The sequence below is a fragment of the Actinotignum urinale DSM 15805 genome, assembly GCF_000420445.1.
GTDB lineage: Bacteria > Actinomycetota > Actinomycetes > Actinomycetales > Actinomycetaceae > Actinotignum > Actinotignum urinale.
Window position 1 is genome coordinate 166,126 of sequence record NZ_ATUY01000001.1, and the last position, 14,164, is coordinate 180,289.

The window sequence follows — 14,164 nt, forward strand, 5'->3', positions numbered from 1 at the left end:
GCTTGCTTTATTTATCCCCTGCTTCTGCGTTTGACGTCCATGTCCCCGCTCAACCCGTTACGTTGCCCGGTTATCCGGCGACGTTATCGGTTGTGCGACAGACGCAGCAATCCTTTTCACTGCCTCAGCAAACTTATTACCTCGATCTGCGTAAGACGTGAACTGATCCATGGATGCACTCGCAGGCGCTAAGAGAACGGTATCACCGCCTTGAGCCAATGTGGCACAAGTTCGCACTGCGTCATCCATAGGGTTCAGGGAATCTCCAGGAATGTAGACAGTCGGAATATTTCTGCCATCCAAAGCCTCATGCCACGGCTCCTGGTCCTTCCCAATAACAACGACTGCTCGAAGATGGTTGTGAATTTCGTCGACGAGATGTGTAAAACGTGCCCCTTTCGCAAGCCCGCCCGCAATCCACACAACAGAACCCGGCGGTTGGGCTGAAATAGAGGCAAGTGTTGCGTGAGCATTCGTTGCCTTCGAATCGTCCACATATCGAACCCCACGAACCGTATCAATTAATTCAATACGATGTTTTCCTGGATTCATGGCAACTAAACCGTCGTGAATATGTTGGGGGCTGATACCTAGACTCCGTGTTAGGGCACATGCCGCCAAAGTATCCCACACGATATGTTCTGGAATTTTTCCGGAAGGCGCGAGATGGTGAAGATCGTTGAGGTCAAGCAACACTTCCGCAGACTTCCAGCGCTTTTTCCCGTATGCTCGATCCACAATAAGATCTTCGACGATACCAATGCTCCCCACGCTCGGTATGCCTAAGGTAATACCGATGGCTCGCGCACCTTCAATAACATCTGCTTCATCAACCATATGCTGAATGGTACTGTTGCCGATAGGGTACACACATGCCGTATGCACGTTGCGATAGACGCGAGATTTCGCTGCCTGATACGCCGGGAAAGAGCCGTGCCATTCGAGGTGGTCGTCCGCAATATTCATGCAAATAGATGCGTGGGGTTGCATGGTGTGAGTGGTACGTAACTGGAATGAGGAGAGTTCCAGTGCAAAGGCACTTTGGGCGTCCAGGCCGGTTTTCGTTATCTCTGTAATCGCGGGATTTCCGACGTTCCCTAGGGGCTGGGCGCCAAGCCCTGCGGCTTGTAGTATCGAAGCGGCCATGGTGACGGTTGTTGTTTTACCGTTTGTGCCTGTCACGCACAGCCACGGCGCCCAGTTTCCCTGCGCGTCGATTGCGCGAAGACGCCAGGCAAGTTCGATTTCCGAAGCCATCTCAATTCCGTTAACCTTGCACAGCTTGAATAGGGGGCCAATTTCTGGAATAGCTGGGGCAGGAATCACCATATCCGGGCGCCATGCAAGGACTTTTTCGGCTAGCTCTTCAGCATTTGTGTCGCTTCCAGCCGTCGCTAAAGGAAGATGGGCGATTTTAGCTAAAGTTGCCATGGAGGCATCCCAGGCAGAAACACGGGCATCAGTAAAGGACGTGAGGGCTTCAAGACTGGCAACACCCGATTTGCCTAAACCAACAACCGCTACTCTTTTCCCTGCAAAATCCTGAATTCCTGGGCGTGTGAGTGTAGCGTGATCAATCATCGGTGAGTCAACCATTCTCCGTAGAAAATACCGAGTGCGAGGAAGCCACACATGGCTTGAATAATCCAAAAACGGACAACCACGGTAACTTCTTTCCACCCTTTGAGTTCAAAATGATGATGGATGGGTGCCATTTTAAAGACACGTTTACGTTTCAGTTTAAAGACGCCCACCTGGATAACGTCGCTCATGACTTCAAGAAGATAGAGCCCGCCGATGAGAATGGCAAGGAACTCAGTGTGGGTGTAGATGGAGAAACCGGCGAAGACTCCGCCGATGGCGAGAGAACCCGTGTCCCCCATAAAAATCTGGGCCGGGGAGGTGTTCCACCAGAGGAAACCAATGAGGGATCCCACCATGGCAACAGCAATAATATTGAGATCGCGCGGATCACGTATGGCATAACAGCCCGGCGCTGCATCAATAAGGCCAAGGCACACATGATTCGTTTGCCACATGGTGATGTAAGTGTAGACGCCAAAGGCGATAATGGAGGCGCCCGTCGATAAACCATCTAAGCCGTCCGTGAGATTCACGGCGTTTGACCACGCGGTTAAGAGGAAATTCGACCAAATAATGAAAAGAATGACCGCGACGATAGTTCCGGCAAAGGCAAGGCTTATGCGAGTATCGCGTACGAAGGACAGCGATGTTGAGGCCGGGGTAAGGTTATTTTCATTCGGGAAAAGAAGGGAAAGTATCGAGAAGGAAATTCCTACAATTCCCAAGCCGATTATCTTTGCCCACGGGGTCAGCCCCAGAGATTGCTTCTTAGAAATCTTTGTGAAATCGTCGGCAAAGCCGACTCCGCCCATGCCAACCATGAGGCCGAGAAGCAAAATTCCTGACGTTCCGGGAATCCTTTTTGCCACAATATTCGCGACGACATACGCGAGAATCACAGCGAAAATAATAATCAAACCGCCCATAGTCGGTGTTCCACGCTTCGTTTGATGCGAGGTGGGACCGTCCTGACGGATAAACTGACCGAACTGCTTCTTAACCAAAACTCGAATAAGTAATGGTGTTCCCGCCAAGGTTGCCAGTAACGACACCGCAAAAGCAACAAGCAAAGCCAGCATTAATCGTCCTTCAATGTATCGGCAATTCTCCACACGCCAGAACCGTGTGAACCTTTGATGAGTAACACATCACCTTTGACTATCATACCTGTAATTTGGTCTAAAGCCTTATCCCACGCACCCACATGAATGCAGTGGATTGGTAGGGTGGGTGAATCGGCGTTTTGGGCGGGGCGCGATGTGACGTCCGGTTCGGCGGGTGAATAGGCGAGAGAGGCGACGCACGATTCGGCGCGTGCCGAAAGTTCATCAGAAGCGCGCGCTACAACTTCGGTAGTGGCGCGCGGTGTGTGGGCGGAGTCGGCGGGTGAATCGGCGAGAGAGGCGACGCGCGCGGCCTCGGCAAGGAAACGCATTTGCTCCCCAACGGCAATAACACACTCCACACCAGCGGCGCGCAACGGCTCTAAAAGCCCCGCATGAGCTGCCACGGACTCCTCGCCAAGCTCCAGCATGTCCCCAAGAAGCGCAATCTTTCGCCGGCCCTTCCCCAGCACGCCCAAAGCCTCAATGCCCGCGCGCATCGACTCCGGATTAGCGTTATAGGAATCATCAATAACGGTAACCCCTGCTCGCTCCCACACATCCATGCGGTGAGGTGAGGCAGGACCGTTGGCTAGCGCAGCGACGACGTGAGATTTTTCGACGCCGAGGGCGCACGACGCAGCAGCGGCCGCGAGTGCATTGCTCACGTGGTGCGCGCCGACGAGGCCGAGATGGACGGGAGCGGACCATGCCGGGGTGGAAAGGAGAAACTGCGAGCGGCCGCGGGCATCTAGCTCACAATTGCTCGCCACAATATCGCCGTTCCCCGAAGCTGAAAACATGAGGACTCGCTCCCCCGTCATATCAGCCATGGCAGCCACACGCGGATCATCGGCATTCAAAACTGCCGTTCCGCCCGGCCTCATATTCGCCACCAGCTCAGACTTCGCCTTCGCAACGTTCTCAATACCGCCAAACTCACCCACATGAGCATGCGCAACAGCCAACACAACCGCAACATCGGGAGTGGCAATAGAGGTCAAATATTCAATATTGCCCAGATTATCCGCGCCCATTTCGGACACCAAAGTATTCGTATCGGCACCAACACGTAGCGCCGTAAGCGGCATCCCAATTTCATTATTGAGCGACCCCGGCGGCGCAACAACTTCCCCCCGGGCTTCCATAATGGACGCCAGCAAGTCCTTCGTCGTCGTTTTACCAACGCTACCAGTTACGCCAATTACACGAAAATTCGGGTTCACCTCTCGCACGGCATCTATATTCGCGCGCGCAATCTTCCCTAATGCTTTCGGAACATCTTCCACGCATATGACACGCTCCTTCGGCGCGCCATTCTCATAAGCCAACTCGGGATTCGCGCTCAATATCGCCACAGCCCCCGATTCCAGTGCCTTTCCCGCAAAAATATTGGGGTCCACACGCTCGCCTTTAATCGCGGCAAAAATAACACCCGGTGTAATCTTCGACGTATCCGTAACAACACCACACACAATATCCGTATCTGCTTCAGATACTGGAAGAACACCACCACTTTCGCCCGCCACCCAGCAAAGACTCATCTCAATCACAGCGCATTTCCTTTCTGCCCCGCATTCCCTGCGCCCTGCGCACTATGCTCACCTTGTGCGCTTCCCGCACCCTCTGCATTTTCCGTGCCTTCCACATGTTCCGCGCCTTCCACATGTTTCACGCCGGCCTCACGTTCCGCTATTGCTTCACGCTCCGCTATTGCCTTACGTGCCTCAACACGATCGTCAAAAGGAATATCTCCGGCTGCCGTCGGCATAAACTCCTCATGCCCTCGCCCCGCAAGCAAAACCGTATCCTGTTTCCCCGCGTCAAGAATCGCCTCACGAATAGCATCCTGGCGCAACGCAACCTCCGTCGTCGTACCTCCACCACGCACACTCAAGGCGCCCTCAAGAAGAGCTGCACGAATCGGAGCTGGATCCTCCATATGGGGATCATCATCAGTTATATAAACGCGGTCCGCGAAACGCGCCACCACGCGCCCCATCTCAGGACGCTTATCCACGTCACGCTCCCCCGCAGAACCCGTCACAACAATCAACTTGCCCGCAGTTGTTGGGCGCAAAGCCTTCAGCGCACTCTCCAATGCCGCCGCATTATGAGCAAAATCGACGACGACGCGCGGACACCGCCCCACAATCTCCATACGCCCCGGCACATGGGCATCAATACCCTCACCAATCACAGTCCGCATACCCTCAATACTCACACCGGATTCCACGAGCATGACGCACGCCAACGCGACATTCGAAATATTGAAATCTGCCGGCAAGAATGACGCAACCGGAAGCTCCCTGCCATCCGTGTGGCGGAGCATAAAACGTGTAGGTGTTCCCACCTGAATATCCTCAACCTGCCAGCCCTCACCTTCAAGGCGGGAAAACACCGCCAGCGGAACGCTCGCCTCGGTTTCTGAAGCCAGACGCTGCCCCCACGCATCATCGACGCACACAACGCAACGCCGGGAACATTCAGGAGTAAACAAGACTTTTTTCGCCTCGTAATACTCCTCCATTGTTTTATGGAAATCCAGGTGATCTTGGGTGAGATTCGTAAAACCAGCAACCGTGAAACACACGGGTTTTGTCCGCCCCTGGGAAAGAGCGTGAGAGGAGACTTCCATCGCCACATCTGTTCCGCCCTTTTCTCGCAAAATAGCGAGCATTGCCTGCAAATCTGCCGGCATCGGCGTGGTGAGCTGGGCGGGAATCGCGTCTCCAGCCAGCCGGACCTCCACCGTCCCAATCAAACCCGTCACGCGCCCAAGTTTGCGTAAAAGATCATCGAGAATGTAGGTCGTCGTCGTTTTACCATTCGTTCCCGTCACCGCAAAAGAACGCAGGCAATCAGCAGGTTTCCCGTACATAAGAGCCGCAATATCGCCCAGCAACTCCCCCGGATTCTCCGCCGTTAAAAACGCCGGCATCCTGTGAATACGCGCATCCTTCAACAATTTTTTCGCGTTCTCCACACCCTCAGCATCAGAAAAAATACACTGCGCCCCAGCCTTCACGGCATCCACAGCAAAACGGCTTCCATGCGTATGTGCACCGGGTAACGCCGCAAAAATATCGCCTTTACGAACACCCCAGGAACTCGCCGTCACCCCAGAAATATAGTGATGTCCCGTATCATCCACCTCAATAGGCAACTCTGGATGAAGGTTGCGAAGTTCCGCATACAGATGAACTGTTGTCATGCCGCTCACTCGCGGTCGAATATCTAAAGTCACTACTTCCTCATTTGATACGTAAACCATGGGTAAGTATCTAACGGCACCGACGATGGCGAAACACCAAGATATCGCATACAGAAACTACCGAATTGGGCAAAAACAGGGGCAGCCGTGTCGCCACCGTAACCGTAGCCCGCTCCACCATACACCACAACGGCAATAGCAACCTGAGGTTTCTCAGCCGGCAACAAACCTGCAAAAGTACCCACACGTCCCGTCAGTTTACCGTTCTCATCAGGAACCTGAGCGGTACCCGTTTTACCGGCAACATTGTATCCAGGAACCTTGGCGAAATAACCCGTACCATAAGGTTGCGTAACACCCTGCATAATACTGTTCATTGTTTTCGCAGCTTTTTCACTAACAACACGATGAGATTCGCCCGTTACCGTCGGGACAGGTGTTCCATTCTCGCCGACCGTGGAATCAATAATGCGCGGAGGAATATAGACACCGTTATTACCAATCGTCGCGATCACCTGGCCAAGTTGGAGCGTCGTTAAAGCCCACGCCTGCCCGAACATTGTGGTGTAATGCTCACGTGGCCCCCACTTGCTCACGTCGCGAAGAATACCGGCGGATTCCGCGGGAAGCTCAATTCCGCTTAAACTACCTATCCCAAACTTTTTCATGTAGTTAAAACGATCCGTGTCCTTTATTGTGTCACCGATCTGAATCAAACCGGTGTTATAGGACATCGCAATAATTCCGGCAACCGTCATTCCCTGCGTACCGTGCGGTTCGTTATCACGAATCCGTTCCCCGTTAGGCATGGTAATAAGATCGGGCACCGTGTACTGAGTAAGTGGCGAAACCTTTCCCTGATCTAAAACGGCAGACATGGTGAGAATTTTTCCCGTCGACCCAGGTTCCACCGGAGCTTGAACAGCTCGCGACCCCCACGCATCCGGGCTTGTTTCCGATAGTTTCGACGGATCAGGTGAATGTGAATCCGCGAGCGCCAACACACGTCCCGTCCCTATCTCAATAGCGACGGCCGAACCCCACTTCGCATTATTCTTTTGCACGCTTTCATTCAATGCTTGAGTGAGGCTGTTTTGAAGGTCGCGATCAATAGTGAGCGTCACGTCTCGTCCGTTTTTGGCTTCCACACGCTCAATTTTCCCGTTCGGCACCACGGCGCCACCACCGGCGGTTTGTACCTTGAGGGAACCATCTTTCCCGGAAAGAATGGTGTTTTGGGTGCGTTCAACTCCTGCCTGCCCGGTTGGGCGTGAATCTTTTTTCGTTTCGCCCACGTAGCCGAGAACATTTCCGCCCACATCCCCGTTGGGATATTCGCGTTTCATAATCTGTTCTGGTTCAATACCGTCAATACGTAACGCGTTGATTTCTCGCCATTTTTCAGGCGAAATATCCTTTTTGATGTACACGAATGTGGATTTTACTTTGCCACCCAGGAGAAGTCCTCCCAATTCGGCACGGTCCATGTCCAGTTTCGGGGCCAGAAGTCTCGCCGCTTCAGCAGCTCCCGTGCCTAAAACGATGGGTTTTCCATCCTTATCTCGTTCAACTTTTCCGTCGCTATTTGTTTTGTAGTTGACGAATTCGCCGATTAATTTTTGGTTGACGCCAACGTTGTAACGCTCCACCGAGGTTGCCAGCACGGCACCTTTGGAATCCTTAATATCTCCACGTTTTGCGTGGAGCACATAGGTTCGTGTCCGGAAATTATCCGCAGCGTTCGCCAGAAAATCTGCGCGCAACACCTGCAAATCCATAAGTCGCAGAACAAGAATAACGATTCCGAAAGCAAAACAGTAGGCAAGGAAACGGGTTCGTCGCGTATGCGCGTTTAAAGATGCCCGACGATGACGTCGCGAAGGTTTTTCGCTTCGTGAACGTTGTGCCGAGTCTGTCATTTATTTTCCTTTAAACGGTGGGTAAAGAGTCGCGTTGGCAAGATCTACATGCCACACTTCTTTGGGATTAACCATTACTAATCCTAATTGCTCTGCGTTCTTTTTCAGACCCTGTGGCGTTGAGGCGCCGACCACTTCATCCACAAGCGTAGATTCTTTCGCCCGGGCTTCATTAAGTTCATGGTTAACCGCCTGAATCTCATACGCGGTTGCCACCATACATGTGTTGAGCACGAACACCACGGCAAGTGCAGAAATGAGAATGGTTGCACATAAGAGCACCACACCCCAGAATCCATTGCGAACTACAGGTGTGGCAACAAGTTTTAGTTGTGGTGTACCAGAAATAACCGGGCGGTAGTCCACGCTTTGTGTAGCGTTGTTTTTTAACGCAGGGCTCATGAGCGACGGCCTTTCTGTTCGTGCGCGAAGCTGGTGTTTTCGCGAGAAGATGTGTGTTGTTGTGGTGATTGCTGTGATGATTGCTGTGGTGGTTGAGCGCCAGTTGCTCGACCACCAGTTGATTGAGCGCCAGTTGCTCGACCACCACCATGCTTAAGGGTGTGCGCTCCCGCACCTACTCCTTGCGCCCCGCCTCCACGCTTGGCGCGAATACGCTGCGTGGCACGTAAACGAACCGATGCGCTGCGGGGGTTCTCGGCAATTTCTTCTTCCGAAGCCTTGTATGCCCCGCGGGTGAGAAGCTTAAATTCGGGAGCAAATTCTTCTAATTCCACGGGTAGCCCACGAGGTGCCGAGGACGTACTTGCCGCAACAAAATTCCGTTTCACAATCTTGTCTTCAAGAGATTGATAAGATTCGACGACGATACAGCCACCAACACGCAAGGAATCCAACGCGGCGGGGATAGCACGTTCTAGGCACCCCAATTCGTCATTGACAGCAATGCGAAGCGCCTGGAATGCACGTTTTGCCGGGTTACCTCCTGTGCGACGCGCGGGTGCCGGAATAACATCACGTATCAGATCGACGAGTTGCCCTGTTCGCGTGATGGGCTGCGTCGTGCGCCCTCGTACAATCTCTCGGGCAATATTGCGCGCAAATTTTTCCTCGCCGTAATCGCGCAGGATTTTCGTCAGCTCTTTGACGTCCAGATTCGCGAGAAGCTCGGCAGCATTCGCCCCGTCCTGCACATTCATGCGCATATCGAGTGGAGCATCATGTGCGTAGGAAAAGCCACGTTCGCTTTCATCGAGCTGGAGCGAGGAAACGCCCGCGTCCAGAAGAATGGCGTCCACCCCACCTTCACTATCTTTGTGCCCATAATGCTGGGCGACGTTAGCTACCTCGTCGTATGTGGCGTGAACGGAAATAAAACGGGAACCGAAGGGGGCAAGGCGCTCGGTAGCAAGAGCGATTGCCTGTGGGTCACGATCAATGCCGATCACGGTGAGGTTGGGGAAAGCAAGGAGCGCAGCTTCCGTGTGTCCGCCCATGCCGAGAGTGCAATCAATCATGATGGGGTTCTTTGGCGCTGTTTGTCCGGTAATTCCCCGGCTCAGGAAGTTAAGGCATGCCTGGGCAAGCACTGGCACGTGGAGCGCGTTTCCCGCTGCAACATGTGTGTGCATTCGCCATCCTTCCTCATGATTCCTTAACAGAAAGGGATCCTTCTCGGGAGGCTTGAAGCTGGGGAATTGCCTCAAGAAAGCCACGAGAAAGATCTCTGACTGTTAGAAAAGCCCAGGTATTACTTCATCTTCGCGATCAGCAAAGGCTTCTTCCTGCGTATTCAGATAGGTGTCCCACGCTGAGGTATCCCAAATCTCGACGCGGTTACCGGTTCCGATAACAGTGAGATCGCGATCGAGACCGGCATAGGTGCGCAGGCGGGAAGGAATGGTTATCCTTCCCTGTTTATCTGGAACATCGTCGACGGCGCCGGAGAGCAAGACTCGAATGTAGGAGCGTGCTTCTTTTGACGTCAATGGGGCCTGAGCCAAGGTTTTCTGCAATTCCATGAAATCCGCTATGGGGAAAACGTAGATGCAGTGTTCTTGGCCTCTGGTCATTACCAGTCCACCTTGAAGCTGATCACGGAACTTGGCGGGCAAGATAATGCGTCCTTTGGCGTCCAACTTTGGCTCGTAGGTTCCAAGGAACATCCCTCGCACCCCCTTCGTTCACGATGTCTCCACTTTACTCCACTTTGAACCACTTTTTGAGGAAGTTGGTCCCTGTGATATATAAATTTAGCATAAAATCAAGGAAAAGTCGGTGGAGGGATTTTTTTCATATTGCCCCGGCGTGTCGCGGAGGTTATATGTTGCAGAGCTGAGAAAAAGGGAACAAAAAATGGCACCCCTGTTGCCAAGGGTGCCATCGAATCAGGCGAAATCTTGCGGAAAATCCTAAGGTTAACTACTTGCCGAAACGGCGCCGATACTTATCGAACTTCTCCGCCTGCTTATTCATAAAGTCTCCAAATACTCCGCCGGAGCTGGGTTTCGCCGCCTCAGAAGCATCAACCGTCACTGTCTTGGTGCGAATACCGACCAAAATAAACCACACGCCGTACATCATGACGAGGACTCCGGCGATCCCTATCCACCACAAATTGGATTGCGAAACTCCCCCGATAAGGACACCTACGCCAACAACTGTGATCAGCAAGCCTAAAACCAGGTTCCTTACGGAAATTTGACGAGTAATCGCCTCAACCTGCTCAGGGGCAGGGTTCATGTTATCCGCAAAATTCGGATCGTCATTAGTGAGCTGGGCTTCGAGTTGCTCCAGCATCTTTTTTTCGTAGTCGGATAGCGCCACGATGCCTCCTTATATTCCTCGCTTTAGTTTAGCGTGAACTTCGCTATTGAGCATTCTTTTCCCGTTTTTTCCCTTTCAGCACACTCGCCATACCCAGGGAGTCAAACCCGAAACGTTCCCGCACCTCGTCAATCACGCCATCGACATCCGCCCGGCGCAGATTTTCGTCCAATGCAAGCTGCCTATCTACCTTGGCGTCCTCCAAACCTTCAACCCTCACACCCAATAACCGCACCCCACCCTCCGGAATATCCACTCCATCCAATAAATGCCGAGCCACACGGTAAATATCGATCGCATTATTCATGGATGTTCCTGGCGTTGATGAACGAGTTATCGTCGTAAAATCTGTGAAACGAACCTTAATGGCAACGGTTCTACCGCGCAGTTTCCTCCCGCGCAGGCGGGCCGCCACATCATCGGCTTGGGCGAGCAACACAGAATCGAGACGCGAGCGAGAGGTAAGCGGATCAAAAAATGTTTCCTCCCGGCCCACAGATTTTTCTTCACGCCGAATTTCTATCCCCCGCTCATCATGCCCACACGCCAGAGCATATACGTGCGCGCCCACAGCTTTGCCTAAAAGACGCTCCATGTATTTTTGTCCCGTCGCAACAACATCACCAACCGTCGTAATGCCGGAACTTTTTAGGCGCGCCTGAGCTTGCGGCCCCACACCCCACAAGGCCCCCACGGGCAGGCCGACCAAAAAATCCTGCGTTTTATCGGCTGGGATGAGGAGGAGACCATCCGGCTTGGCGTGCGCTGACGCAATTTTTGCAACGTGTTTTGTTGCCGCTATCCCCACGGATGCGGGCACCCGGATCTCCTGTCTAATACGCCGACGGATAAGCGCGCCCACCTCAACAGGTGAACCGAAAAGGCGACGCGCCCCGGAAACATCAAGAAACGCTTCATCAACCGAAATTTTTTCCACTCGTGGCGTAATGTCGTGAAGAATCTTCATGATTCGATCCGAATATTCACCATAGAGGGAACCGCGCACGGGAAGCATAATGAGATTCGGGCATTTTCTATACGCCTGGCTCACAGGCATCGCGGAGTTAACACCAAAAGCGCGTGCTTCGTAGGAGGCGGCAGCTACGACTCCGCGTTCAACCCCGCCAACAGCTACAGGTTTTCCTCGAAGCTCAGGATGGTAGAGAAGCTCAACAGACACAAAAAACGCGTCCATGTCTACGTGGAGAATGGGGGTCGCCGAATCATCATCACCCCATGAATGGCGTGCTTGTGCAGACCGAGGTGCGCGGGACATAATCCCCCTTTCTCTCCGTTGCGCTACTTTCTACCCTCACACAAAGTTCCCACCATGAGAAGTTTTTCGTCGACGCGCGTAAGGGTGAGAATCGCGAGGTTTGCTCTCACACCCTATGTATTTTTTCGTCGACGCGTGTAAGGGATGTGAATCTTCACCAGTTTCCGCTCACTACACCTATCCACTAGGCTACAACTGTGACCTTTAATTTACCTGACCGTGAAGTTATTACGGATTTTTCCGTGGCTGAAGTTGAACAACATCGTGACCGCCCTTCGCTCGTCACCTTGTATTTGAGTGGCTCGGAATCTTCCGCGCTGGACATGAACGATCCCGAATACCTCGAATTTGAATATATGCAACAATTTCGGGCAGTGATTGACTCGGTTTTTACCGGGCGAGAAGCCTTGCGGGCGCTTCATCTAGGCGGGGCGGGTTGCGCTTTTGCCCGTGCGCTTGATGCGGGACACCCAGGTTCTCGCCAGCTCGTCTCCGAAATTGACGCAAAGTTGGCGAAATACGTGCGCGAATGGTTTGATTTACCCCCATCCCCTCGCCTTCGAATTCGCGTGCAGGATGCTCGTGAAACTCTGGACACCACGCAGGCAACTTGGGATGTTATTGTGCGCGATGCCTTCGTTAATCAAGATGTTCCCGCTCATTTGCGTACCCTAGAGGTTGCCGAGCGCGCCTCCCAGATCTTGAGTGAGCGCGGTATTTTCCTGTTGAATTCTGTGGCCTCAACGGGATTGAAACGTTTTAATTCGCAAGCCGCGCAGCTTCTGCACTGTTTCCCGCATGTTTTAGGGATTATCGATCCATCTGTTTTGCGGGGCAGGCGGTACGGAAATCTCGTATTGGCCGCCTCTCACAGCGAATTCCCCGTCGCTTTAATCGATCGTGCTGTTCGCAGGCTCCCCTTGCCCGCTCGCATAGTGAGCCAGAAAGATCTGGAAAAGCGGGCCAAAGGCGCTGTTGTTTTTCACGACGCTGACATCCCAGGTTTTCTTATTGAAGACGACGAAACTTCGCACGACTCGTAAAAATATTTCACTTTCTTCGCACGACTCGTAAAATATTGCGACTTCTTCGCGAGTCTCCCCCGCTTCCGATTCCCCTGGATTTACTCGGCGGCTCGGCGCCCTCGCTTCGGATTACCTTGGGCGTCGTACATGGACGTAAAGCCATGAATTTCCTTGCTTTTCGATTTTTCACGACGTTGACTTTCTTCAACTCGCGCAAGGAAAGCTTCAGCAGCCTGACCGATTTCTTCCGTCGTCGGTACGATGATTTGTGAATCTGGTGGGCTTACAAGTCCGGGTTCTACTCCTTGTGCGTCGTACTGTTTTTCCATGTTGGAAACGAGTTCTTGCATATCTTCATCTTCTTGAAGTGTTGCGTTAATACGTTCGGTATCTTCTCTTGCAAGTGCCTCAAGATCGCCCAGTGGCAACGAAAGGCCACTGACGGTTGACAACATTCGTAGCGCCGACACAGCACCCATGGCGTGCCTAAAGCCCGCGATATACATGGGCACGCGCATGGTGAGCGCAACAGTTCCAAAACCTCGCTTGCCTGCACGATATTCGAGATAGTCTGCAAACGATGCCTGGAACCAGACCGTTGTTTCAATGGGCGGGGCTACTTCTTCCATATTTTTTGAGCGAACAAGCATATCGGGTTTACGAGTATGCGGAACGGGAGCTACCAAAGAACCAATGAAATACAGGGTTTTTACGCCGCACGTTTGGGCAACATCAAGAACCGCCTCAGAAAATTCTTCCCACCGATAATCTGGTTCGCAACCCGTCAGAAGGAAGAATGGCTTGCCCTCAATATCGTGAACGTTAAGCAAATCAATTGAAGGCATTATAGCTTCAACAAGCATCCCGTTATCATATTTCACTTGGGTTCGTTGGGCGCGATAATCCAGAAGATAGTCCGATTTAATATGAACAGTTGTTGTAGAGTCGAGCACTTGGAAGGATTGGTGGACGAGCGCCGAGATATGCCCGATGTCATTGGTGGGATCCACGAGGTTTACCACCATAATGGGGTTACTCGTTTTTTCATCAATACGGATTAATACGTTCATCTATCCTTAGTCCTCCTACTCATGTAATCATCTCACAAATGAAACTATTCCCGCTGAAAGAAATCGTGAATCTATTCGCGCTGAATATCGTGGCGCCACATATCCACAAGTCACCGCGTATCCACAAGTCATCACATATCGACGACGGCACCGCCTATCCACAAGTCACCACCTATGCACAAGGGT

At 52.5% G+C, this 14,164-nt stretch carries 12 protein-coding genes; 1 reads left to right on the forward strand and 11 read right to left on the reverse strand.

Annotated features, from left to right (window positions below; genetic code table 11):
- Window positions 1-57: 57 nt before the first annotated feature.
- From murD to dinB, 10 genes are all read right to left on the reverse strand, one after another.
- Window positions 58-1,596: a UDP-N-acetylmuramoyl-L-alanine--D-glutamate ligase gene (gene murD / locus G445_RS08900; protein ID WP_051126966.1), complete on the reverse strand. Its 1,539-nt coding sequence runs from the start codon at window positions 1,594-1,596 to the stop codon at window positions 58-60.
- On the reverse strand, window positions 1,578-2,663 hold the full coding sequence (gene mraY / locus G445_RS0100770; RefSeq protein ID WP_022865670.1) for a phospho-N-acetylmuramoyl-pentapeptide-transferase: 1,086 nt from the start codon (window positions 2,661-2,663) through the stop codon (window positions 1,578-1,580). The genes murD and mraY overlap by 19 nt, the downstream gene beginning before the upstream one ends.
- Window positions 2,663-4,231 carry a UDP-N-acetylmuramoyl-tripeptide--D-alanyl-D-alanine ligase gene (locus G445_RS0100775; RefSeq protein ID WP_306718260.1) on the reverse strand — a complete coding sequence of 523 codons (1,569 nt, stop codon included), beginning with the start codon at window positions 4,229-4,231 and terminating at the stop codon, window positions 2,663-2,665. The genes mraY and G445_RS0100775 overlap by 1 nt, the downstream gene beginning before the upstream one ends.
- A gap of 5 nt (window positions 4,232-4,236) precedes the next feature.
- Window positions 4,237-5,934 (reverse strand): Mur ligase family protein, encoded by a 1,698-nt coding sequence (locus G445_RS08905; RefSeq protein ID WP_022865672.1) that lies wholly within the window; start codon window positions 5,932-5,934, stop codon window positions 4,237-4,239.
- Window positions 5,934-7,820 carry a peptidoglycan D,D-transpeptidase FtsI family protein gene (locus G445_RS0100785; RefSeq protein ID WP_022865673.1) on the reverse strand — a complete coding sequence of 629 codons (1,887 nt, stop codon included), beginning with the start codon at window positions 7,818-7,820 and terminating at the stop codon, window positions 5,934-5,936. Before G445_RS0100785 ends, G445_RS08905 begins: the two co-directional genes overlap by 1 nt.
- Window positions 7,821-8,222, reverse strand: a complete 402-nt coding sequence (locus G445_RS08910; protein WP_022865674.1) for a hypothetical protein — start codon at window positions 8,220-8,222, stop codon at window positions 7,821-7,823.
- Window positions 8,219-9,412, reverse strand: coding sequence for a 16S rRNA (cytosine(1402)-N(4))-methyltransferase RsmH (rsmH, locus tag G445_RS08915; RefSeq protein WP_022865675.1), 1,194 nt, complete (start codon window positions 9,410-9,412; stop codon window positions 8,219-8,221). Before rsmH ends, G445_RS08910 begins: the two co-directional genes overlap by 4 nt.
- A 102-nt stretch (window positions 9,413-9,514) precedes the next feature.
- On the reverse strand, window positions 9,515-9,946 hold the full coding sequence (gene mraZ, locus G445_RS0100800; RefSeq protein WP_022865676.1) for a division/cell wall cluster transcriptional repressor MraZ: 432 nt from the start codon (window positions 9,944-9,946) through the stop codon (window positions 9,515-9,517).
- A 256-nt stretch (window positions 9,947-10,202) separates the two neighbouring features.
- Complete coding sequence (locus tag G445_RS0100805) at window positions 10,203-10,607, reverse strand: DUF3040 domain-containing protein (protein WP_022865677.1); 405 nt, start codon at window positions 10,605-10,607, stop codon at window positions 10,203-10,205.
- 43 nt (window positions 10,608-10,650) lie between these two features.
- Complete coding sequence (gene dinB / locus G445_RS0100810) at window positions 10,651-11,883, reverse strand: DNA polymerase IV (protein ID WP_022865678.1); 1,233 nt, start codon at window positions 11,881-11,883, stop codon at window positions 10,651-10,653.
- Window positions 11,884-12,080: 197 nt separating this feature from the next.
- On the opposite strand from dinB, the gene G445_RS0100815 reads away from it, so the two are divergent.
- On the forward strand, window positions 12,081-12,926 hold the full coding sequence (locus G445_RS0100815) for a spermidine synthase (RefSeq protein ID WP_022865679.1): 846 nt from the start codon (window positions 12,081-12,083) through the stop codon (window positions 12,924-12,926).
- An 80-nt stretch (window positions 12,927-13,006) separates the two neighbouring features.
- Here the strand turns inward: G445_RS0100815 and G445_RS0100820 are convergent, their stop codons facing one another.
- Entirely contained in the window at window positions 13,007-13,978 is a 972-nt protein-coding gene (locus tag G445_RS0100820; RefSeq protein ID WP_022865680.1) for a PAC2 family protein, read from the reverse strand.
- Window positions 13,979-14,164: the final 186 nt, after the last annotated feature.